The sequence below is a fragment of the Actinomyces oris genome (assembly GCF_001937445.1).
GTDB classification, from domain to species: Bacteria; Actinomycetota; Actinomycetes; order Actinomycetales; family Actinomycetaceae; genus Actinomyces; species Actinomyces acetigenes.
In genome coordinates this window covers 60,403-80,425 of record NZ_MSKS01000028.1, presented here as the reverse complement: position 1 = coordinate 80,425, position 20,023 = coordinate 60,403, and the positions used below count along the sequence as shown (strand labels likewise).

At 69.8% G+C, this 20,023-nt stretch carries 16 protein-coding genes; 13 read left to right on the top strand and 3 right to left on the bottom strand.

Annotation, left to right across the window (positions count from 1 at the left end; genetic code table 11):
- Positions 1-9 precede the first annotated feature (9 nt).
- The 7 genes from leuC (at position 10) to BKH20_RS09160 (ending at position 8,121) form a co-directional block, all read left to right on the top strand.
- Positions 10-1,503 (top strand): 3-isopropylmalate dehydratase large subunit, encoded by a 1,494-nt coding sequence (leuC, locus tag BKH20_RS09190; RefSeq protein ID WP_075390802.1) that lies wholly within the window; start codon positions 10-12, stop codon positions 1,501-1,503.
- Positions 1,504-1,582: 79 nt separating this feature from the next.
- Positions 1,583-2,236: a 3-isopropylmalate dehydratase small subunit gene (gene leuD / locus BKH20_RS09185; RefSeq protein ID WP_070662862.1), complete on the top strand. Its 654-nt coding sequence runs from the start codon at positions 1,583-1,585 to the stop codon at positions 2,234-2,236.
- 244 nt (positions 2,237-2,480) lie between these two features.
- On the top strand, positions 2,481-3,803 hold the full coding sequence (gene murA, locus BKH20_RS09180; protein WP_075390834.1) for a UDP-N-acetylglucosamine 1-carboxyvinyltransferase: 1,323 nt from the start codon (positions 2,481-2,483) through the stop codon (positions 3,801-3,803).
- Positions 3,804-3,953: 150 nt separating this feature from the next.
- Positions 3,954-4,721, top strand: a complete 768-nt coding sequence (locus BKH20_RS09175) for a lysophospholipid acyltransferase family protein (RefSeq protein ID WP_070662860.1) — start codon at positions 3,954-3,956, stop codon at positions 4,719-4,721.
- Positions 4,718-5,773 (top strand): NAD(P)H-dependent glycerol-3-phosphate dehydrogenase, encoded by a 1,056-nt coding sequence (locus tag BKH20_RS09170; protein ID WP_075390801.1) that lies wholly within the window; start codon positions 4,718-4,720, stop codon positions 5,771-5,773. Before BKH20_RS09175 ends, BKH20_RS09170 begins: the two co-directional genes overlap by 4 nt.
- An 85-nt stretch (positions 5,774-5,858) precedes the next feature.
- Positions 5,859-7,025 (top strand): D-alanine--D-alanine ligase family protein, encoded by a 1,167-nt coding sequence (locus BKH20_RS09165; protein WP_075390800.1) that lies wholly within the window; start codon positions 5,859-5,861, stop codon positions 7,023-7,025.
- Positions 7,012-8,121 carry a thiamine-phosphate kinase gene (locus BKH20_RS09160; RefSeq protein WP_075390799.1) on the top strand — a complete coding sequence of 370 codons (1,110 nt, stop codon included), beginning with the start codon at positions 7,012-7,014 and terminating at the stop codon, positions 8,119-8,121. The genes BKH20_RS09165 and BKH20_RS09160 overlap by 14 nt, the downstream gene beginning before the upstream one ends.
- 95 nt (positions 8,122-8,216) lie before the next feature.
- Here the strand turns inward: BKH20_RS09160 and rpmB are convergent, their stop codons facing one another.
- Positions 8,217-8,408 (bottom strand): 50S ribosomal protein L28, encoded by a 192-nt coding sequence (gene rpmB, locus BKH20_RS09155; protein WP_003785965.1) that lies wholly within the window; start codon positions 8,406-8,408, stop codon positions 8,217-8,219.
- Between the two features lie 518 nt (positions 8,409-8,926).
- On the opposite strand from rpmB, the gene BKH20_RS09150 reads away from it, so the two are divergent.
- Together BKH20_RS09150 and BKH20_RS09145 are read left to right on the top strand one after the other, a co-directional pair.
- A complete protein-coding gene (locus tag BKH20_RS09150) occupies positions 8,927-10,876 on the top strand; it encodes a DAK2 domain-containing protein (RefSeq protein WP_075390798.1) in 1,950 nt (649 codons plus the stop codon).
- A gap of 166 nt (positions 10,877-11,042) precedes the next feature.
- Complete coding sequence (locus tag BKH20_RS09145; protein WP_075390797.1) at positions 11,043-13,301, top strand: ATP-dependent DNA helicase RecG; 2,259 nt, start codon at positions 11,043-11,045, stop codon at positions 13,299-13,301.
- 34 nt (positions 13,302-13,335) lie between these two features.
- Here the strand turns inward: BKH20_RS09145 and rsmD are convergent, their stop codons facing one another.
- Positions 13,336-13,896, bottom strand: a complete 561-nt coding sequence (gene rsmD, locus BKH20_RS09140) for a 16S rRNA (guanine(966)-N(2))-methyltransferase RsmD (protein WP_075390796.1) — start codon at positions 13,894-13,896, stop codon at positions 13,336-13,338.
- Between the two features lie 50 nt (positions 13,897-13,946).
- Positions 13,947-14,615 (bottom strand): class II aldolase/adducin family protein, encoded by a 669-nt coding sequence (locus BKH20_RS09135; protein ID WP_075390795.1) that lies wholly within the window; start codon positions 14,613-14,615, stop codon positions 13,947-13,949.
- Positions 14,616-14,823: 208 nt separating this feature from the next.
- Between BKH20_RS09135 and BKH20_RS09130 the strand changes: the two genes are divergently transcribed.
- The 4 genes from BKH20_RS09130 to fucP all read left to right on the top strand — a co-directional run bounded on the left by BKH20_RS09130 (position 14,824) and on the right by fucP (position 19,920).
- The gene (locus BKH20_RS09130) at positions 14,824-16,599 is read left to right on the top strand and encodes an L-fucose isomerase (RefSeq protein ID WP_075390794.1); all 1,776 of its coding nucleotides are present in this window, start codon (positions 14,824-14,826) and stop codon (positions 16,597-16,599) included.
- Between the two features lie 12 nt (positions 16,600-16,611).
- Positions 16,612-18,081 (top strand): rhamnulokinase, encoded by a 1,470-nt coding sequence (locus BKH20_RS09125; RefSeq protein WP_075390793.1) that lies wholly within the window; start codon positions 16,612-16,614, stop codon positions 18,079-18,081.
- A gap of 64 nt (positions 18,082-18,145) precedes the next feature.
- Positions 18,146-18,574 (top strand): RbsD/FucU family protein, encoded by a 429-nt coding sequence (locus tag BKH20_RS09120; protein WP_003781586.1) that lies wholly within the window; start codon positions 18,146-18,148, stop codon positions 18,572-18,574.
- Positions 18,574-19,920: an L-fucose:H+ symporter permease gene (gene fucP, locus BKH20_RS09115; protein WP_075390792.1), complete on the top strand. Its 1,347-nt coding sequence runs from the start codon at positions 18,574-18,576 to the stop codon at positions 19,918-19,920. The genes BKH20_RS09120 and fucP overlap by 1 nt, the downstream gene beginning before the upstream one ends.
- Positions 19,921-20,023: the final 103 nt, after the last annotated feature.

Here is a 20,023-nt window from a genome sequence, read left to right as displayed (position 1 = left end):
ATGAAGTCGATGGGAATGACTCTCGCCGAGAAGGTATGGCGCGATCATGTGGTGTCCAAGGGGAGCGACGGCGCCCCCGACCTGCTGTATATCGACCTCCACCTGGTCCACGAGGTCACCAGCCCCCAGGCTTTCGAGGGGCTGCGCCTGGCCGGACGCACGGTCCGTCGCCCCGACCTGACGATCGCCACGGAGGACCACAACACCCCCACCGTGGACATCGACCTGCCGATCGCCGACGTCACCAGCCGCGCTCAGATCGAGACCCTGCGTGCCAACTGTGCTGAGTTCGGGGTGCGGCTGCACTCCCTGGGGGACGCCGACCAGGGGATCGTTCACGCCGTCGGCCCGCAGCTGGGGCTGACCCAGCCCGGCATGACCGTGGTCTGCGGTGACTCCCACACCTCCACCCACGGCGCCTTCGGGGCCCTCGCCTTCGGTATCGGCACCTCCCAGGTCGAGCACGTCCTGGCCACCCAGACCCTGCCCATCGCCCCCTTCAAGACGATGAGCGTCACCATCGACGGGGACCTGCCCTCGGGCAGCGGGGCCAAGGACATCATCCTGGCCATCATCGCCAAGATCGGCACCAACGGGGCCCAGGGGCACGTCATCGAGTACCGCGGCCGGGCCATCGAGCAGCTCTCGATGGAGGCCCGAATGACGGTCTGCAACATGAGCATCGAGGGCGGGGCCCGGGCCGGCATGATCGCCCCGGACCAGACCACCTTCGACTACCTCAAGGGCCGTCCTCATGCGCCCGTCGGCGAGGACTGGGACGCCGCCGTGGAGTACTGGTCCAGCCTGCGCACCGACCCCGACGCCGTCTTCGACACCGAGGTGGTCCTTCAGGCCGAGGACATCGAGCCCTTCGTCACCTGGGGCACCAATCCCGGGCAGGGCCTGCCGCTGTCCGCGCGGGTCCCCGACCCCGAGGACATCGCCGACGCCACCGAGCGGCTGGCCGCCGAACGAGCCCTGGAGTACATGGACCTCGTTCCGGGAACGCCTCTGCGCGACATCAAGGTCGACACCGTCTTCATCGGCTCGTGCACCAACGGCCGTATCGAGGACCTGCGGGCCGCCGCCGAGGTGGTGCGCGGGCGCAAGAAGGCTGAAGGACTGCGCATGCTCGTGGTACCGGCCTCGGCCCGAGTGCGTCTGCAGGCCGAGGCCGAGGGTCTGGACCGGGTCTTCACGAGCTTCGGCGCCGAGTGGCGCAACGCCGGCTGCTCCATGTGCCTGGCCATGAACCCCGACAAGCTCTCCTCCGGGGAGCGCGCGGCCTCCACCTCCAACCGCAATTTCGAGGGGCGTCAAGGAAAAGGCGGACGGACCCACCTCGTCTCACCCGTCGTCGCCGCGGCCACCGCCGTGCGCGGGGCGCTGTCGGCCCCGGGGGATCTGCCGCCGCGGCCCAAGGCCTCGCAGGACTCGGGCGATATCCCGACGGTCCCGGCGGTTGCGCCGGTCGCTGGCGCGCCTGCGGCGAGCGTCCAGTAGGGGCGCGCGCAGGAGATGAAGGCATACAGGCGAGGACAGGCCCGCTAGGGGCCGAGTAGAGGCAAGGAGCTCACAGACCGTGGACAAGTTCATCCGACACACCGGCATCGGCGCCCCGTTGCGGCGCAGCGCCGTCGACACCGACCAGATCATCCCAGCGGTGTATCTCAAACGCATCACCCGCACGGGCTTCGACGACGCCCTGTTCGCCTCCTGGCGGGCCGGTGAGCCCGACTTCATCCTCAACCAGGAGGCATACAAGCGGGCCTCGGTGCTCGTCGCCGGTCCCGACTTCGGCACGGGCTCCTCACGGGAGCACGCCGTGTGGGCGCTCAAGGACTACGGCTTCAAGGTCGTCCTGGCACCCCGCTTCGCCGACATCTTCCGTGGCAACGCCGGCAAGCAGGGACTGGTGGCCGGCGTGGTCTCCCAGGAGGACTGCGAGCAGCTGTGGAAGATCCTCGAGACCGAGCCGGGCACCGAGGTGACGGTGGACCTGGAGAACCGCACGGTCGAGGCCGGGTCCTTCCGCTGCGCCTTCTCCATCGACGACTACGTGCGCTGGATTCTCATGGAGGGACTCGACGACATCTCCCTGACCCTCACCCAGGAGGACGCCATCCGCGCCTACGAGGAGGCCCGTCCAAGCTTCAAGCCACGCACCCTGCCGGCCAAGCACCTGCCTGCCCAGGAGGTCGTCTCTGCCCGGGCCGCGGATATGCCCCGGCCCTGAGCGGGACCGGGAGGCTCGCAGCCGGCGCGTGAAAGAATTCCTCCTCCGAATTTCATCAGTATTAGCACGGTCTGCCCTACTATTAATTGGGGCTTTCTGTGAGTCGAAGGCCACCTGATACAGCCCTGAAAAAGACCCTGGGAGTCCCTCCAATGCGCTTATGCTGGGACGGCCTCGCGCGCCGGCGCGGGGATGGGTGAGCGGCTCGTGCGCGGCACACCCAGATGACGTCATGGAGGTGTGCATGGTCGACGGTCTGCTCCAGGTCGAGGGCGGTCGCCCGCTGACTGGTGAGATCACCGTCCGCGGAGCCAAGAACCTGGTTCCCAAGGCGATGGTGGCGGCGCTGCTGGGCTCGTCTCCCTCGGTGCTGCGCAATGTCCCGCTCATTCGTGACGTCGACGTGGTCTCGGGGCTGCTGAGCCTGCACGGCGTGAGCATCGACTACGACCAGCGCGAGGGCGTCCTCCAGCTGGACCCATCCAAGGTCGAGTCGGCGCACATGGCCGACATCGACGCGCACGCCGGCTCCTCGCGCATTCCGATCCTCTTCTGCGGTCCGCTCCTGCACCGCCTGGGAGAGGCCTTCATCCCCGACCTGGGCGGGTGCCGTATCGGTGATCGCCCCATCGACTTCCACCTGGAGATCCTGCGTCAGTTCGGCGCCGTGGTGGACAAGCAGGCCCAGGGCATCCGACTGACCGCGCCTCACGGTCTCAACGGCACCGTCATCGAGCTTCCCTACCCCTCAGTCGGAGCCACCGAGCAGACCCTGCTCACTGCTGTGCGCGCTCAAGGACTGACCGAGCTGCGCAATGCCGCCGTCGAGCCCGAGATCATGGACCTGGTCGATGTCCTGCAGAAGATGGGCGCCATCATCTCGGTGGACACCGATCGCACCATCCACGTCGAGGGCGTTGACGAGCTGTGCGGCTACACCCACTCGGCCCTACCGGACCGCATTGAGGCGGCCTCCTGGGCCTCGGCCGCCCTGGCCACTCGCGGGGACGTGTTCGTGCGCGGAGCCCACCAGAGCCACATGACCACCTTCCTCAACACCTTCCGGAAGGTGGGGGGCGCCTTCGACGTCACCGATGCGGGCATCCGCTTCTACCACCCCGGTGGGGACCTGAAGTCGATTGTGGTGGAGACCAACGTCCACCCCGGCTTCATGACCGACTGGCAGCAGCCTCTCGTCGTGGCGCTCACCCAGGCCCAGGGCCTGTCCATCGTCCACGAGACCGTCTACGAGAACCGCTTCGGATTCACTGGCGCCCTTCGCAAGATGGGGGCTACCATCCAGGTCTACCGCGAGTGCCTGGGCGGCACTGAGTGCCGCTTCGGCCAGCGCAACTTCTACCACTCCGCAGTCATCTCCGGGCCCACGCCCCTGACCGGTGCCGACATCGTTGTGCCCGACCTGCGCGGCGGCTTCTCCCATCTCATCGCGGCCCTGGCCGCCGAGGGCACCAGCCAGGTCGAGGGCGTCAACCTCATCGACCGCGGTTATGAGCACTTCATGTCCAAGCTGGAGTCCCTCAACGCCGCCGTCACCCGTCTGGCCTGAGGCAGACCGACGCCGGCCCCTGCCCGTGGGCCCCGTGGACCCGTAAGGCCGGGGCGCACGGGCAGGGGCCGGGCGGGCCGGGCCCGGCTCGGACAGCCTCGTTCAGAGCGCCTCAGCGGATAGAGTTCACCCGTGCCTGCAACACGCCCCATGACCCCGTTCTACCGCTTCGCCGCGCGCGGAGCGATCATCCCGTTCCTCAAGATGGTCTCCCGGCAGAAGGTGACCGGCCTGGAGAACATCCCCCGCGAGGGCGGCTTCATTGCCGTGGCCAACCACTTGACCGACCTCGACTCGCTCACGGCCATGCGAGCCCTGGTCGATGCCGATGTCCCCGTCTACTCGCTGGCCAAGTCCACCCTGTTCAAGGTGCCGGTGCTCGGCTCCATCCTGCGGGCCGGCGGCCAGATCCCGGTCCAGCGGGGCACGCAGAACGCGGCCACGGCCCTCAAGGCCGCCAGTGAGGTCCTGGCCGACGGCGGCGCCATCATGATCTTCCCCGAGGGCACGCTCTCCCGCGACCCCCTCAAGTGGCCGATGGTGGCCAAGACCGGGGCGGCCCGACTCGCCATGACCAGTGGCGCCCCCGTCCTGCCCATGGGGCAGTGGGGTGCTCACGAGATCCTGGACACCTACGGGCGTTCCTTCCACCCCTTCCCCCGCAAGGACGTGCGCGTCACCATCGGTGAGCTCATGGACCTGTCCCGATTCGGCTCGGACACCCAGGACCGCGAGGCCGTGCGCGCCTGCACCGCCGAGATCATGCGGGCCATCACTTCCCTGGTGGAGGAGCTCCGCGGGGAGAAGGCCCCTCGCCCCTTCGACATGCACTACGACGGTGACCCCGGCAAGGGAAGGATCGGCGTGCGCCGCCCCGACCCGCTGCCCGAGGCGGACACTCAGGAGGACGGTCAGTGAACGGCGTCGAACCCGCATTGAGCGCACCGGTGCGCCCGGCCGCGGCCGTCATCGGCTCAGGAGCCTGGGGCACCACCTTCGCCAGTCTCCTGGCCCAGGCCGGCACCCTCACGACGATCTGGGCACGGCGCCAGGAGGTGGCCGAGGAGATCAATGCCGGCACCAACGAGCGCTACGTCCCCGGTCACCGCCTGCCGCAGGGTCTGAAGGCGACCACCGACCTGGCCCAGGCCGTCACGGGGGCGGGCATCGTCGTCGTCGCCGTGCCCTCCCAGGAGGCCCGGGGGGTCCTGGAGCCCCTCCGGGGTGCCCTGGCCGACGACGCCGTGGCCGTCTCCCTCATGAAGGGCATCGAGCTGGGTACCGGGCTGCGGATGAGCGAGGTCCTGGCCGAGGCCCTGGGCATCGACGCCTCCCGCGTCGTGGTCGTCTCCGGCCCCAACCTCGCCGACGAGATCGCTGCGGGCCAGCCCACCGCCACCGTCGTGGCCGCCGCCGACGAGCAGATCGCCGCCCGGATCGCCTCCCTGTGCGCCACCGGCACCTTCCGCCCCTACACCAACACCGACGTCCTGGGCGTCGAGCTGTGCGGGGCGGTCAAGAACGTCATCGCCCTAGCCGTCGGTGCGGCCGCGGGCCGGGGCCTGGGGGACAACTCCAAGGCCACGATCATCACCCGGGGCCTGGTGGAGATCACCCGCCTGGGCCTCAAGCTCGGGGCTCGCCCGGAGACCTTCTCCGGGCTGGCCGGCATGGGGGACCTGGTGGCCACCTGCTCCTCGCCCCTGAGCCGCAACCAGACCTTCGGCCGCCACCTCGGCGAGGGGATGAGCGTGGCCGAGGCCGCTGCGGCCTCCCGGGGCGTGGCCGAGGGCGCCAAGTCGGCCCGCGCCGTCCTGGACCTGGCCCGGGCTCACGGCGTGGACATGCCGATCACCGCCGGAGTCGTCACCGTCGTCGAGGGAGCCGCCAGCGTCGCACAGGTCACTGACGCGCTGCTGGCACGTCCCCGCAAGGCCGAGGGCGTTCACGCTGCACCGTCTCAGGCCTAGCCGCTGTGACTCTTGAGAGCCGCCTTAATTCCGGGTTCGCCATGCGTTATCAGCATGTGGGGCGCCGCGCGGTAGCGTGGGGCCTATGACAGCCCTCCAGGAAACCGGCCCCTCCGTGCCCAGCTCTGACAAGTCCACAGTGCGTGTTGCCGTCGTCTTCGGCGGACGCAGCGGCGAGCACACGATCTCCTGCGCCACCGCCGCCGGTGTCCTGTCAGCCATCGACCGCGACCGCTACGAGGTTCTTCCGGTGGGTATCACGCCCGAGGGCCAATGGCTGCTCGTCGAGGACGATCCGGCCGCCCTCGAGCTCAGCGACAACCGTCCCCCGGTGACCATCACCGCCGAGGGCCTGGGGCGGGGGAGGCTCAGCGCCCCCCTGGGAGGCGGCGAGCTCACGGTACTCGGCCCCACGGGGCCTGAGGTCCTGGGGCGGGTCGACGTCGTCCTGCCGCTGCTGCACGGGCCTTACGGCGAGGACGGAACCATCCAGGGCATGCTGGAGATGATGGGTCTTCCCTACGTCGGCTGCGGGGTGCTGGCCAGCGCCGCGGGCATGGACAAGCAGGTCACCAAGGTGCTCCTGGGGGCCGCGGGCATCGCCACGGCGCCGCACGTCGTCGTCGGCCCCCACGCCTGGAAGCGCGACCCCGAGGCGATCCTGGAGGCCTGCCGGTCCCTGACCTACCCCCTGTTCGTCAAGCCCGCTCGCGCCGGCTCCTCCCTGGGAATCAGCAAGGTCGACCGCCCTGAGGACCTCCCCGAGGCCATTGAGACGGCCCGCGCGGTCGACCCCAAGGTCCTCGTGGAGAGCGGTATCGTCGGACGCGAGGTCGAGGTCGCCGTCCTTCAGGGCCGCGGCGACGACGCCCCCCGGGTGGCTGAGCCCGGCGAGATCGCCATGGACGCCTCCCAGGGCGCCGGCGAGTTCTACGACTACCAGACCAAGTACCTGGCCCACGACGCCGTCGCCATGGTCTGCCCGGCGCGCATCGGCCCTGAGGAACGCGCACTCCTCATGGATACTGCCGCCCGGGCCTTCGAGGCACTCGGCTGCGAGGGACTGGCCCGCGTCGACTTCTTCCTCACCGATGCCGGTGAGGCGGTCGTCAACGAGATCAACACGATGCCCGGATTCACCCCCTTCTCCATGTACCCCTACATGTGGCAGGTCTCCGGGCTGGGCTACACCGAGCTGGTCTCCGAGCTCATCGAGCTGGCCGTGGCCCGCTCCACCGATGTCAACCGCTGAGCAGGCCCCAGCCGGCGCAGAGGCAGCGGGGGAGGATGTGCGGGTCGGTGACCTCAGCGAGGAGGAGCTTCTCGCCGTCGTCACCCCCCTCCTGCCCCGCGGCCCGCAGGCCCCCGTCGGCATCGGGGATGACTGCGCGGTCCTGTCCTTTCCCGACTCGCGCACGGCGGTGAGCACCGACGTCCTGGTCGAGGGGCGCCACTTCCGCACCCAGTGGTCCACGGGCCGCGACGTCGGGGCGAGGGCCGCTGCCCAGAACCTCGCCGACGCCGCCGCCATGGGCGCCAGGCCCGTCGCGCTCGTCGTCGGCCTGGTCATGCCTGCGGCCACCCCGGTCGGCTGGGTGCGGGACTTCGCCCGAGGACTGGCCCAGGGCTGTGAGCCCTGCGGGGCGGGCGTCGTGGGTGGCGATCTCAGCTCCGGTGACTCACTGATCGTGTCCGTCACGGTCCTGGGCGACCTTGAGGGCAGGGCCCCGGTTCTGCGAAGCGGGGCGAGGCCCGGTGACGCCGTCGTGCACGTTGGAACCCTGGGACGCAGCGCGGCGGGACTCGCCCTGCTCAGCGCGGGCACCGACTGTGCATCAGGCGCGAGCGGCGCTCTCCCCTCAGGTCAGGAGCATCCCCGGGCCCAAGCCTGTATCGAGGCCTTCCGCGCCCCCGCCCCGCCCCTGGCCGCGGGTCGAGAGCTGGCACTGGCCGGCGCCACCTCCATGCTGGACGTCTCCGACGGGCTGCTGCGCGACGCCGGTCGGATCGCCCGCGCCAGCGGCGTCGTCATCGAGCTCGATGATCCCGGCGACCTGCCGGACGCGTCCTTCCTCGAGCCGGTGGCCGCGCTCGTGAGCGGCCACGACGGATCAGCCGCTCGCGACCTGGCCCGCAGCTGGTTGCTCACCGGGGGAGAGGACCACGGACTGCTCGCCACCGTCCCAGCAGACGCCTTCGATCGGCTGCCCGCCGGGGCCCGGGTGATCGGCCGGGTCCTGAGCCCGCAGTCCTCACCGGCCCAGGTGCCGGAGCGCCGACCGGGCGTCCTCCTGGCAGGACAACCCGCGCAGGAGCACACCGGGTGGGACCACTTCTCCCACACCTGACGGGCCGTAACCCGTGAGGAATACGGGGCACGACAAAGGCCGCCGACTGCTTGCGCAGCGGCGGCCCCGTGCTCGAAGGACTCGAGGTGATGCGCTCAGATGTTGCGCGTCACCTTCCCGGCCTTGAGGCAGGACGTGCACACGTTGAGGCGCTTGGGGGCGCCATTGACGAGAGCACGCACACGCTGGATGTTGGGGTTCCACCGGCGGTTGGTCCGCACGTGGGAGTGCGAGACGCTCTTGCCGAAGATGGGGCCCTTGCCGCAAACGTCGCACACAGCAGCCACGGTCTCACTCCTGATCTTCAATGCTTCAACGCTCAGGCCGATGCCTGGCGCCAGGTCTTACCGCCCAAGCGCGACGCGCCGGGCAACCCGAACACAATAGCGGACCTGCATGTGGCGTCCCAAGCCGCCTTGGCGTGCGTTCGAGCACATGCCATCACGCTTGAGACCCGGGGAGCAAGTGTGGACTCAGCAGGAAATGTGACGAATATCATTAAGTGATGAACGTGTGCCCTAGCCGGATGTGGTGGTAGCGGCCTGACCAGCGCGCCGAAGTCCCGAATGCCCCTTCGGCTCCCCGCCGCCCCGGGCGTGGTCCTGGTGCGGGCGTCTCGCTCCGGTGGGAGGAATGTGTTCGGACAGGTACTCTGAAACCACATATCAAACCAAAGGCTCGGCCCAGCCATGAACCAGGCTCGCTGAACGCCTGCACATATGCAGATCATGCAATGGAACAGAAGGTGTTCGCAGCGTGAGACACATGGTGTGTTGGTCGTAGCCGGGATGCAGGGGAGGCGAAGATGGCGCAGTCTCAAGGACGCCGCCCCGTTACCCCTGTCTCAGGGGCCCAGGTGCTGCAGGGGGCAGCAGTGCGGCGCTGGATCGCGCTGGCGGAGATCGTTGCCGATCAGACTCGGGACCTGGTGGACGTCCTCAATGTCTTCCCCGTGCCGGATGCGGATACCGGAACCAACGTCCTGCTCACCCTGCGCTCGGCCTCCGACGCCTTCCACCGCCTGGGGCGGGCCGCTGATGCCGCCCAGGTGGCCCGCGCCGCAGCCGACGGCGCGGTCCGGGGAGCCCGCGGGAACTCGGGTCTTCTGGTCTCCCAGGCCCTGGCCGCCTTCGCCGACGTCTGCGCCGAGGCCCCGGATCCCACTGGCCTGCGCCCCGTCGAGCTCGTGCACGTCTACGAGGCCATGGCGGACACCACCTGGGCGGCGGTCTCCCGTCCGGTCTCGGGGACCCTGCTGTCAGTCGCTCGAGACGCGGCCACGGCCGCCCGCTCCGCCCTGGAGGAGGCGACCGCGAGCTCCCCCGCGACCCTGAGCCTCATCGCCGCTGCCGCCGCCTTCGGCGCCCAGGAGTCCGTCGTGGAGACCTCCGGCCTCGGGCACGGCCCGGTGGATGCCGGGGGAGCGGCCTTCATGCTGCTGCTGACCTGCCTGTCGGACACCATCGACGCGATGCAGGATGCGGACCCCACGACGACTGACGCCCCGGAGCTGCGCCAGGGCCAGCAGGACGCTGACGAGCACGCCCCCTACACCGCCGTCGCCCGCCAGATGCTCACCGACCTGGCCGCAGGCGGGGTGCCGCACAGTATCGGTCCCGAGCCCCTGGGCATGTCCACCGGCGAGTTCGAGGTGATGTACCTGCTGGAGGCGACCGCGGTCCAGGCCGGTCAGCTGCGCCAGGACCTGGAGCGCATCGGTGACTCCGTGGGCGTCGTCGGCACCCCGGACGCCCTGGGGGTGGGCCTCTACCAGGTCCACGTCCACACCGACACTCCGCGTGCCGCCCTGCCGCACGCGGGCCGCGCCCGCCAGATCTGCATCCACCACCTCCACCCCACCGCCCTGGTGAGCTCCACCGACGAGCCCCCGTCTCCGTGGGGGGCGCTCGACTCCGACCCCACGGGTCACGTGGTCTCCTTCGAGCGCCTGGCCGCGCGCCGGGCCGAGCGCAAGGCGAAGTCGGTGCGCATGCACCCCTCCCAGGCGGCCGCCCCCCGCCCCGCGCCGGCGCAGGCCCCGCATCTGGCCGTGCGCTCGCGGCAGTCCGGCGTCGGTGTCATCGCCTGCACCCGGGCTCCCGGGCTCATTGAGCAGCTGGCCCGCTCCGACGCCGCCGTCGTCCTCAACCCGGATCGGGAGGGGATCGCCCGAGCCGCCGCGGACCTGGGGGCCTCCCAGGTCATCGTGCTGCCCTGCGACGCCGCCTGCACCGAGGCGGCCCACGACGCCGCCCGCTTCCTCGCGGCCCGCTCCGCGGTCTCCACCGTCCGCCCACCGGCGGGGACCCGTCAGGCGGGCGCCGCTCGCGAGACCGCCCGTGTCGGGGGACAGCCGGAGCGCTATGCGGCCGAGGGCATTCAGCTCCTCGTGTGCGACACCGACGACGAGGCCCGGGTCCTGGCCGCGGCGGTGGCCCTGGCCGGCAGGGGCGAGGAGGCCGAGCTGACCGACCTGGCGCGCCGCGCCTGGAGCGCCGCCGCGGGGCTACGCACCATCGCCCTCGACGGAGCCCAGGCCGACGCCGAGGCCGTGGCTCGCGCCGTGGCCTCGGCGCTGCGGCCCTCCGATGAGCTGCTCACCGTCATCACCGGCCGCAACGCCGGCCGTGACGTCGGCGCCCTGGCCGCCAGCGCGGCGGTAGGGGCCCGGGGGCACGTGGTCGGTGAGGACGTGGAGGTCGCCGTCCATGCGGGTGGACAGGAGCACCCTGACGTCCTCATCGCCATCGAGTAGCCGTCTCTCCGTGCTGCGATGCCCTGAAAGCGCCCGCATCTGCAGGCGCCCTCGGGTCATGAACGGCACCCAGGCTCCTTCGTCATAGGGTGGGGTCGTGTCCGGCTCGTCTGATCGCTCAACCCGCACGCCCCGCCCCGGCAGCGTCGGCCCGCTCGAGCGTCCTGTGACCCGGCTCGTGGGAAAGCGCACGGCCGTCCAGCTCGCCAAGCAGGGGGTGGAGACCGGAGCGGATCTGCTGCGCCTGCTGCCTCGGCGCTACGACACCTGGGGGGAGCTGACCGACATGCGTACCCTCGTCGAGGGCGAGCAGGCCACCGTCCAGGCCCGGGTCGTGCGCGCCTCCTCCCGGCGCACCCGCTCCGGCCGGGTCCCGGCCCTCATGGAGGCCACCGTCACCGACGGCGCCTCCACCATGGACCTCGTCCAGTTCGGTGCTGCGGGGCAGATGCGTGCCCGAGCGGCCCAGCTGGCCCCCGGAACCACCGTCCTGCTCAGCGGTAAGGTGGGACTCCACCGCGGACGCAAGCAGCTGTCCAACCCGCGCCTGTACGTCCTCGACGAGCTCGACGAGGACGAGCGTGAGGCCCTGCTGGCCCGCCCCATGCCCATCTACCCGGGTACGGAGGCCCTCCCGTCCTGGTTGGTGGCCAAGGCGGTGCGCATCGTTTTGGACCAGCTGGAGCCGGGCGACGTCGCCGATCCTCTCCCCGAGGAGCTGCGGCGCGAGGCGGGGCTGGTCGATGCCTACACCGCCTACCGCTGGGTGCACCGGCCCGAGGACTGCCAGCAGTGGAAGGCCGCCCGGAAACGGCTGCGCCACGAGGAGGCCCTCATCTTGCAGGTCGCCCTGGCTCAGCGCCGAGCCCACCATGAGGCGACCCGCACCGCGGTCGCCTGGCCCGTACCGGAGGCGGAGGACTCCCTGAGAGCGGACCTCGACGCCCGCCTGCCATACGACCTGACCGCCGGCCAGGTGCGGGTCGGTCAGGAGATCTCCGCCGACCTGGCCCGCACCGTTCCCATGCAGCGCCTTCTCCAGGGCGACGTGGGGAGTGGCAAGACCCTCGTGGCTCTGCGCGCCATGCTTCAGGTGGTCGGAGGTGGAGGGCAGGCCGCCCTCCTGGCCCCCACCGAGGTCCTCGCCGCCCAGCACCACTCCTCGCTGGAAGCGGTCCTGGGGCCCATGGCCCGCCTCGGGATGCTCGGTGGCGCCGAACGCGCCACCCGCGTCCACCTGCTGACCGGCTCCACCCCCGCCGCTCAGCGCCGTCGGATCCTCGCCGAGCTGGCCGCCGGTGAGCCGGCGATCGTCGTGGGGACCCACGCCCTGCTGTCCGACACGGTGCAGATCCCCTTCCTCGGCCTGGTCGTCGTCGACGAGCAGCACCGCTTCGGCGTCGCCCAGCGTGACGCCCTGCGCGAGCGCGGCGGTCTCACCGACCCGGCCACCGGCCGCAGTCGCACTCCCCACCTCCTGGTCATGACCGCCACCCCGATTCCGCGCACCATCGCCATGACGGTCTTCGGGGACCTGGCCACTTCCGTCCTGGACGAGCTGCCTGCCGGGCGCAGCGCCGTTCCCACCCACCTCGTCCCGTGGTCGCGCACCTCCTGGGTGGAGGGCATCTGGCGGCGCGCGGCCTCCGAGGTCGCCTCCGGAGGACGGGTCTACGTCGTGTGCCCACGGATCGAGGTCGACGACGAGCCTCGACAGGAGCAGGCGGAAGGCACAGCGGCTTTCGACGCTGATGGCGGGTCGGGGGAGGAGCCGCTCGCGGAGGACGGGGACGGCTCGCATCCTGACCGCCCACTGGCCGCCGTCGAGGAGTGGAGGCAGCGACTAGACGATGAGCCGGCCCTGGAGGGCGTCGACGTCGGGATCCTCACCGGGCGCATGAGCAGTGAGGACAAGGCGGCCGCCATGGCTGACTTCGCCTCGGGCGTCACCCCGGTCCTGGTGTCCACCACCGTCGTCGAGGTGGGGGTGGACGTGCCCGAGGCCTCCATGATGGTCATCCTGGACGCCGACCGCTTCGGCCTGTCCCAGCTCCACCAGCTGCGCGGGCGGGTCGGGCGCAGCAGCAGGCCGTCCCTGTGCGTGGCGGTCACCGGTGCGCAGGTCGGCTCCACCGCATTCCACCGGCTCAAGGCCTTCGCCTCCACCACGGACGGATTCGCGCTGGCCGAGGCCGACCTCGAGCTGCGCAGCGAGGGCGACGTCCTGGGGGCCTCGCAGTCGGGTCGCGCCTCCGGGCTGGACCTGCTGCGCGTCACCCGCGACGCCCGCCTCATCGCCACCGCGAGACGTCAGGCCGAGCGGATCGTGGCCGCCGATCCGCAGCTGAGCGGGCACCGGGCCCTGGCCGCGGCGATCGCCGAGCGCCTCGACGAGGAATCCCAGGCCTTCCTCGAAAGAGCGTGAAGCGCCAGGGCAAGAGCCGGGGAGCGCCCCCGGCTCAGGCCGGTTCTGCGAACCAGATCGTGGTCTCGCCGTACCGCTTGTCCGCGAAGCGCTCCAACCCCGCCGGCCAGGTGGGTTCCGGCGAGCGCGTCGAGCGCTCGACGACGACGACGGCGCGCGGCGCCAGCCACGGGTCCTCGCTGCGGACCAGGGGGGTGAGGATCGCGGTGAGCTCCTCCTCGCTCAGCTCGTAGGGCGGGTCGAGCAGCACCAGATCCACCGGGGCGCCCGCCGCGCCGGCCAGGAAGGCGGCCGCCTTCGCGGTCACCGCCGACACCCCGCCCAGGCCCAGTGAGCGGATGTTGCGCTGGCAGGTCTGCGACGCACCGCGCGAGGAGTCCACGAGCGTGACCTCGCCGGCCCCCCGGCTCGCGGCCTCCAGACCCAGGGCCCCGGAACCCGCGCACAGGTCCAGCACCCGGGCGCCGTCGAGTACCCCGTAGTGGTCCAGGCGGGCGAATAGAGCCTCGCGGACGCGCTCGGAGGTGGGGCGCGTCCCGGACCGGGGCACCTCGATCCTGCGTCCGCCCACGGTTCCGGCCACGATCCTCGTCATGGGACAGACCCTACCCGGCCCGCAGCCCGCTTCCCTTGTGGCTGCTGCGCTCAGCCCTCCTCGGCCGGGGCGTGCTGACCGTAGCCGGTGTCCCGGATCTTGCACGCGACCGCCTCGATCTGCTCGTCGGTGAGGATCTTGGGGGTGCCGACGGTGAGCGTGCGCAGGTAGAGCTCGCAGACCCACTCCAGTTCCTGGGCCAGGACGTAGGTGGAGGCCAGGTCCGGCCCGGTCACCACGGAGCCGTGGTTGCTCATGAGGGCCGCGGTGCGTCCCTTGAGGGCCTTGGCGACATTGGTGGCCAGCTCGGGGGAGCCGTAGATGGCGTAGTCGGCCACTCGCACGTCGCTGCCACCGAACATGCAGATGTAGTAGTGCACGGCCGGGAGCGCGCTCACGCCCTCGAGGCTGGCCACGGTAGTGGCCGCATAGGAGTGGGTGTGCACGACCGACATCTGTCCGGTCGCCCGCAGCGCGGTCAGGTGCAGGTCCAGCTCGCTGGCGGGCTTGAGCGGCCCCTCGACCTGCTTGCCGGTGGCGTACTCGACCACGGCGACCAGGTCGGGGCGCATCTCCTGGTAGGGCAGCCCCGAGGGGGTGATGGCGACCAGGTCCCCCTCCCGAACGGACAGGTTGCCGGCGGTGCCGACGACCAGGCCGTCGTCGGACAAGTGGGAGCAGGCATCGGCGATCTGCTGTCGAGCGTCGTTGAGAAGCATGATGGGCTCTTTCCCCGGGGCGTACCGCTGCGCGCCCCGTTGCGTCAGAAGTGGTACCGAGGCATCGTCTCATGTTGGCGCTCTCATGTCTACGATTTCGCGTTTCTGGTTTCATGCTTGACATGACCGTTCGGTCAGGGGCATCCTATGTTTGCGCTCACATCAATGTGGGTCCTGGTCATCGTCGCCCAGTGAAAGGAAACTTGCCATGTCCGCTGCGTCCTACCCCGCCATCGGAATCCGTCCCCTCATTGACGGGCGCCGTCGTGGCGTGAGGGAGTCCCTCGAGGACAAGACCGCTCAGCTGGCCAAGGATGTCGCCGAGCTCATCTCCTCGCACCTGACTTACCCCGACGGCAGCCCGGTGCGCTGCGTGGTCTCCGAGACCGCGATCGGGGGCGTGGCCGAGGCCAACCGCTGCAAGGAGCAGTTCCGCACCGAGAACGTGTGCGCCGACCTGACTGTCACCGCCTCCTGGAACTACATCACCGAGGTCCTCGACCTCGACCCCTCCATCCCGCACGCCATCTGGGGCTTCAACGGCACCGAGCGTCCCGGGGCCGTGACCCTGGCCGCCGCGGCCGCCGCCTACAACATGCTGGGCATCCCCTGCTTCGGCATCTACGGCCACGACGTGCAGGACGCCGACGACTCGGGCCTGACCGACGACGTCGTTGAGAACATCCTGCGCTACGCGCGCGCCGCCCTGGGGGTCGGCCTCATGAAGGGGCGCAGCTACCTCTCGATCGGGACCGTCTCCATGGGGATCGCCGGCTGCCGCGTCCCCGAGCAGTTCTTCGTCGACTACCTGGGCATGCGTGCCGAGTACATCGACATGATCGAGATCGACCGCCGTATCGCCCACGGCATCTACGACCACCAGGAGTACGAGACCGCCCTGGCCTGGGCCCGGGAGCACCTCACCATCGGGGAGAACCGCAACCCTGAGGCCAACCGCTTCACCCAGGAGGAGTACGACGAGCAGTTCGACTACTGCATCAAGATGCTTCTCATCGGCCGCGACCTCATGGAGGGCAACCCCGCCCTGGCCGATCTCGGCTTCGTCGAGGAGGCCGAGGGTCATGACGCCATCGCGGCGGGCTTCCAGGGGCAGCGTCAGTGGACGGACTACAAGCCCAACGGCGACATCCTCGAGACCTTCCTCAACACCACCTTCGACTGGAACGGCAAGCGGCCCGAGAAGGTTTTCGCCACGGAGGGCGATGCCGGCAACGCCGTGGCCATGCTCTTCAACTCCGTCCTGACCCACCGCCCCCAGCTCTTCAGCGACGTGCGCACCTACTGGAGCCCCGAGGCCGTTGAGCGGGTCACCGGCTACAAGCTCGAGGGATGCGCGGAGAACGGTTTCATCGACCTGCGCAACTCCGGGGCCACCACCCTCAACGCCACCGGCCAGGAGAAGGACGCCGGGGGCAACCCCATCATCAAGCACTGGTGGGAGATCACCGAGGCGGACATCGAGGCGGATCTGAAGGCCTCCACCTTCCACGCCGCCACCCGTGAGTACTTCCCAGGAGGCGGATTCTCCACGCACTTCACCACCGCCGGCAACATGCCCGTCACCGCGACCCGCCTGAACTTCGTGGCCGGTCAGGGGCCGGTCCTCCAGATCGCCGAGGGCTGGACCGTGGAGCTACCCGACGACGTGCGTGACCAGGTCGTCAACCGTACCGACCCGACGTGGCCGACGACCTTCTTCGTCCCGCGCCTGACCGGCCAGGGCGCCTTCACCTCCGTCTATGACTGGATGGCCAACTGGGGCGCCAACCACACGGCCACCGGCTACGGACACTTCGGCGCCGACCTCATCACCCTGGCCTCGATGCTGCGCATCCCCGTCTACATGCACAACGTCGAGCGCGAGAGGATCCTGCGCCCCAAGGCCTGGGTGCCCTTCGGTACCGCCGAGCCCGAGAGCGCCGACTTCCGGGCCTGCGCCACCTTCGGTCCTCTCTACCGCTGACGGAGTGCCGCCATGACGAGCACCGGCGAGCACCACGCCCTTGCCCTCGACCTCGGCTCCAGCTCCGTGCGAGCGGTCCTGGGGACCTACCGGCAGGGGGTCATCAGCACCGAGGAGGTCTTCCGCCTCCACCACCAGGCGGTGGACGACCACGGCACCCTCACCTGGGACCTCGAGCGCATCATGGATGGTGTTCGTCGGAGCATCGCCATGGCGACGCAGCGCCTGGGGCGGGCCCCCGACTCCATCGGCATCGACACCTGGGGAGTGGACTACGGCCTGCTCGACGCCCACGGAGAGCTGCTGCGCGCCCCTCGCGCCTACCGGGACCGGCGCATGGCCCGCTGGGCCGCGGACCTGGACCGGGCACTCCCTGCGGAGACGGCTTGGAAAGAGACCGGCATCCTGCCCCAGCAGATCAACACGGTCTACCAGCTCTACGCGGACCTGAGGCAGGAGCCCGACCTCATCGATCGCGTGGATCGCTTCCTGCCCCTGCCCGACCTCGTGGCCCGCCTGCTCGGGGCCCCCGCGCAGGCGGGGCGGGCGATCGCCTCGACCACCGGGCTCGCCTCACCCGGGGCGCGAGAGTGGTCCGCTCGCGTGCTCCAGGCCAGTGGGATTCCCGAGGGGTGGATGCCCCCGCTCGTCGACGACGCCACGGTGGCCGGGACGACCCCGGAGGGGATCACCATCGTACGTCCCGGCGGGCACGACACCGCCTGCGCCGTCCATGCGCTCGGTCTGGCCGGTGACGAGGTGCGCCTGTTCATCTCCTCGGGATCTTGGAGCCTCATCGGGGCGGCGGTTCCCAGCCCCGTCCTGGACGCAGCGGCGCTGCGGGCCGGACTGACCAACGAGGTGCGCACTGACGGAGGCATCCGGCTGCTGCGCAACCTCACCGGCTTCTGGCTGCTCCAGGAGTGCCAGCGAGCCTGGAACGAGCCCGACACCGGTGCACTGGTCGAGGCGGCGGGAGACTGCGCCTCCCTCGGGGTCGTCATCGACCCCGATGATGAGCTCTTCGCCAGTCCCGGTGACATGCCGGACAAGATCGCTCAGTGGTGCCGCAGTCACTACAAGGTGGCTCCCGAGGGGCCGGCGCAGACGGTCCGGCTCATCCTCGAGTCGCTCGCCTGCGCCCACGCCGCCTACGCCCAGGGGCTGCAGGACGTCGTCGGCGACCAGCTGGACCCGGCGGCACCGATCCACCTGGTGGGAGGCGGGGCTCGTAACAGCCTCCTGCCGGCCATGACGGCGGCGGCCTGCCACCGTCGGGTCATCGTGGGCACGCCGGAGGCCAGTGCCCTGGGCAACATCCTCGCCCAGCTCGAGGCCGCCGAGGTCCTCGACCCGAGTGCTCGCGGTGAGGTGCTGCGCCGCAGCATCGGCTCCGTGGAGGTCGAGGCCTCCGGGACCATCGCCGATCCCGGCGCCTTCGACGCCATGCAGGAACGGCTGGGCAACGCCACCGCCGACTGACCGCCAGGCACGTCGAGCGCAACCACACATTGAACTGAACACCCACCACACGAAAGGAGCAACGATGCTCCGCAACATTCCCGCCAACCTGTCACCCGAACTCGTCAAGATCCTGCTCGAGATGGGCCATGGGGATGAGATTCTCCTGGCCGATGCGAACTTCCCCGGGCATCACCTCCACCCCACTACAGTGCGGGCCGACGGCCTGGGGATCCCCGACCTGCTGCGGTCCATCCTCACGCTCATGCCCCTGGACCGCTACAGCAGCTACCAGGTGGCCCTCATGGAGACGGTGGGCGACGACCCTCGGCCTCCGGTGTGGGACGTCTACGAGCAGATCTGGAACGAGGCCGAGAAGGATGCCGGACCGGTGAGCGTCAAGACGATTGAGCGCATGGCCTTCTACGACTACACCCCCAGCGTCTACGCCGTCGTCCTCACCGGGGAGACCGCCCTCTACGGCAATCTCATTCTCAAGAAGGGCGTGCTGTGATGACTGCGATCCGTGAGTCCGTGGCTGAGGAGACCCCTGTCCGGGAGGGGGCGACCAAGCGGGGGTTCCTGTATCCCGGCATGGTGCTGCCCTTCTGTCTGCTGGTCTCCTGCTTCGCGGCGTGGGGAATGGCTGGAGATATGACCGCGCCGCTGGTCAAGGTCTTCCGTTCGGTCTTCTCCATGAACAATGCCCAGTCCTCCTTGGTGCAGTCGGCCTACTACGGAGCCTACTTCTGCCTGGCGATCCCGGCGGCCTTCATCAACAGTCGTCTGGGATACAAGGGAGGGGTCCTCATCGGGCTCGGCCTGGCCGCCGCGGGGGGACTTTTGTTCATCCCTGCGTCCCACGTCATGACCTACTCGATGTTCCTGGCCGCGTTATTCACCCTGGCCTCGGGACTGTCCATTCTGGAGACCAGCGCCAACCCCTTCGTCATGTCGATGGGGCCGGAGCACAATGCCACGCGGCGTCTCAACTTCGCTCAGGCCTTCAACCCCATTGGATCCAACCTTGGGGTGCTGATTGCGACGACGCTCATCCTGCCCTACGTCAATCCCGCGACGGCGGAGCAGCGAGCGTCCATGAGTGAGGCCGAGCTGCTGTCCACCCGCTCCTCCGAGCTGCAGGCCGTCATGGGGCCCTTCGTGGCACTCAGTCTGTTCTACATCGCTCTGGCGGCGTCGATCGCCTTTGTCAAGGTGACTGAGGCGCCTGTGGCCACCTCGGGGCAAGAGACCTCATCTGGTGGACGGCTCACGCGACTGCTGGGCAATAAGCGCTACAGCTTCGGGGTCGTTGCCCAGTTCTTCAACATTGCGGCTCAGACTTGCATCTGGACCTTCACCCTTCACTACGTCACAGATGCTCTGGGGGTGTCGGACAAGGTCGCCGGATACTGGTTGCAGGCGAGTCTCATCGTCTTCCTGGTCTTCCGTTTTCTCATGGTGGGGCTTATGGGACGATTCGATGCCCGCAAGCTCATGATCGTCATGTGCCTGTTCGGTGTCGGTCTGTCGCTGTTCGCTATGGTGAGTGTCAATATCGCTGGAGCCGTTGCAGTGGCGATGATGTCGGCCAGCATCTCGCTGCTGTTCCCCACCATCTACGGTGAGGCGCTCAAGGGATTGGGGGAGGACACTAAGTTCGGGGCCGCCGGTCTGGTCATGGCCATTATCGGTGGCGCTACGATGCCTCTGGTTCAAGGGTGGATCATGGACCGCACCTCAGCGTCGTTCTCCTATGTGACGGTGGGTGTCTGCCTGAGCATCGTCGCCGCCTACGGGTTCTACACGCTGCGTGCGGACCGCGAGGACGCCGCGACGGTCGCCGTGTCTGGAACCTGAGCGTTCGGTCTCAGCAGGGCGGTGCCGAAGACAACCGCGCCGAAAGACCCTGCTGGTACAGGTGGGGGCTGCCTGGAGCACAGGGAGCCCCCACCCGCACTTC

Excerpts from the sequence above, each read along its gene's own strand:
- leuC (WP_075390802.1), top strand. The coding sequence starts at position 10 with ATGGGAATGACTCTCGCCGAGAAGGTATGGCGCGATCATGTGGTGTCC.
- murA (WP_075390834.1), top strand. The coding sequence starts at position 2,481 with ATGGTCGACGGTCTGCTCCAGGTCGAGGGCGGTCGCCCGCTGACTGGT.
- BKH20_RS09175 (WP_070662860.1), top strand. The coding sequence starts at position 3,954 with ATGACCCCGTTCTACCGCTTCGCCGCGCGCGGAGCGATCATCCCGTTC.
- BKH20_RS09165 (WP_075390800.1), top strand. The coding sequence starts at position 5,859 with ATGACAGCCCTCCAGGAAACCGGCCCCTCCGTGCCCAGCTCTGACAAG.
- BKH20_RS09160 (WP_075390799.1), top strand. The coding sequence starts at position 7,012 with ATGTCAACCGCTGAGCAGGCCCCAGCCGGCGCAGAGGCAGCGGGGGAG.
- BKH20_RS09150 (WP_075390798.1), top strand. The coding sequence starts at position 8,927 with ATGGCGCAGTCTCAAGGACGCCGCCCCGTTACCCCTGTCTCAGGGGCC.
- rsmD (WP_075390796.1), bottom strand. The coding sequence starts at position 13,896 with ATGACGAGGATCGTGGCCGGAACCGTGGGCGGACGCAGGATCGAGGTG.
- BKH20_RS09135 (WP_075390795.1), bottom strand. The coding sequence starts at position 14,615 with ATGCTTCTCAACGACGCTCGACAGCAGATCGCCGATGCCTGCTCCCAC.
- BKH20_RS09130 (WP_075390794.1), top strand. The coding sequence starts at position 14,824 with ATGTCCGCTGCGTCCTACCCCGCCATCGGAATCCGTCCCCTCATTGAC.
- BKH20_RS09125 (WP_075390793.1), top strand. The coding sequence starts at position 16,612 with ATGACGAGCACCGGCGAGCACCACGCCCTTGCCCTCGACCTCGGCTCC.
- BKH20_RS09120 (WP_003781586.1), top strand. The coding sequence starts at position 18,146 with ATGCTCCGCAACATTCCCGCCAACCTGTCACCCGAACTCGTCAAGATC.
- fucP (WP_075390792.1), top strand. The coding sequence starts at position 18,574 with ATGACTGCGATCCGTGAGTCCGTGGCTGAGGAGACCCCTGTCCGGGAG.